This window comes from Gluconobacter sp. P1D12_c, from assembly GCF_018812105.1.
Lineage (GTDB): Bacteria > Pseudomonadota > Alphaproteobacteria > Acetobacterales > Acetobacteraceae > Gluconobacter > Gluconobacter oxydans_A.
The window spans coordinates 1-521 of the sequence record NZ_JACSIQ010000293.1 but is presented as its reverse complement, the minus strand read 5'-3'; the positions used below and the strand labels follow the sequence as shown (position 1 = coordinate 521).

The following is a 521-nucleotide window of genomic DNA, read 5'->3' as shown; positions in this document are numbered from 1 at the left end:
TTCTCAGACGGTCCTGCATCAAAAATCTCTCCGCGTGATTCCTTCGCTTCCTTAACCTCTGGAACGTATTCTAAACCACCAGCAGGAAGCCTGAAGCGTCGCCTGTCTTCCTGTTCCGAACGACACGCAAAACGCAGATTCTCATCAGCAGAATAATCCCGAGCTATAAGCCCAAGGTGCTTGCAGTCAGCAGATATCAGCCAGCAGATATCATCAACAGACCACCCCAGATGGAACACATGCCCAAGCCATGAACGAGGATAATACCCCCCATCATATGACTGAGCTTTGATGACCCTTTGGGCCTCTAATTTCGTATATGAACGACCTACGGATTCCATCCGAGACCACCAGTCTTGGCGGTCTTGTGTTGAACCATCGCCATCAGTTGTGTTATAATACTGATGTGGGTCGGGTTGTGACGTTCCTGCGTCATGAGCCTTCTCCTAACCTATCGGGCTTCTTCGATGTAATCCGCCAAGATATCCATCGATTTAACCTCGACTCACATTCTACCATAA

Annotated in this window: 1 protein-coding gene; it reads right to left on the bottom strand. The window is 48.8% G+C overall.

The window, feature by feature from the left end; translation table 11 throughout:
* Positions 1-341: hypothetical protein (locus KP705_RS16815; RefSeq protein ID WP_215765085.1), on the bottom strand; the 341-nt coding region annotated here is incomplete at its 3' end.
* Positions 342-521 lie beyond the last annotated feature (180 nt).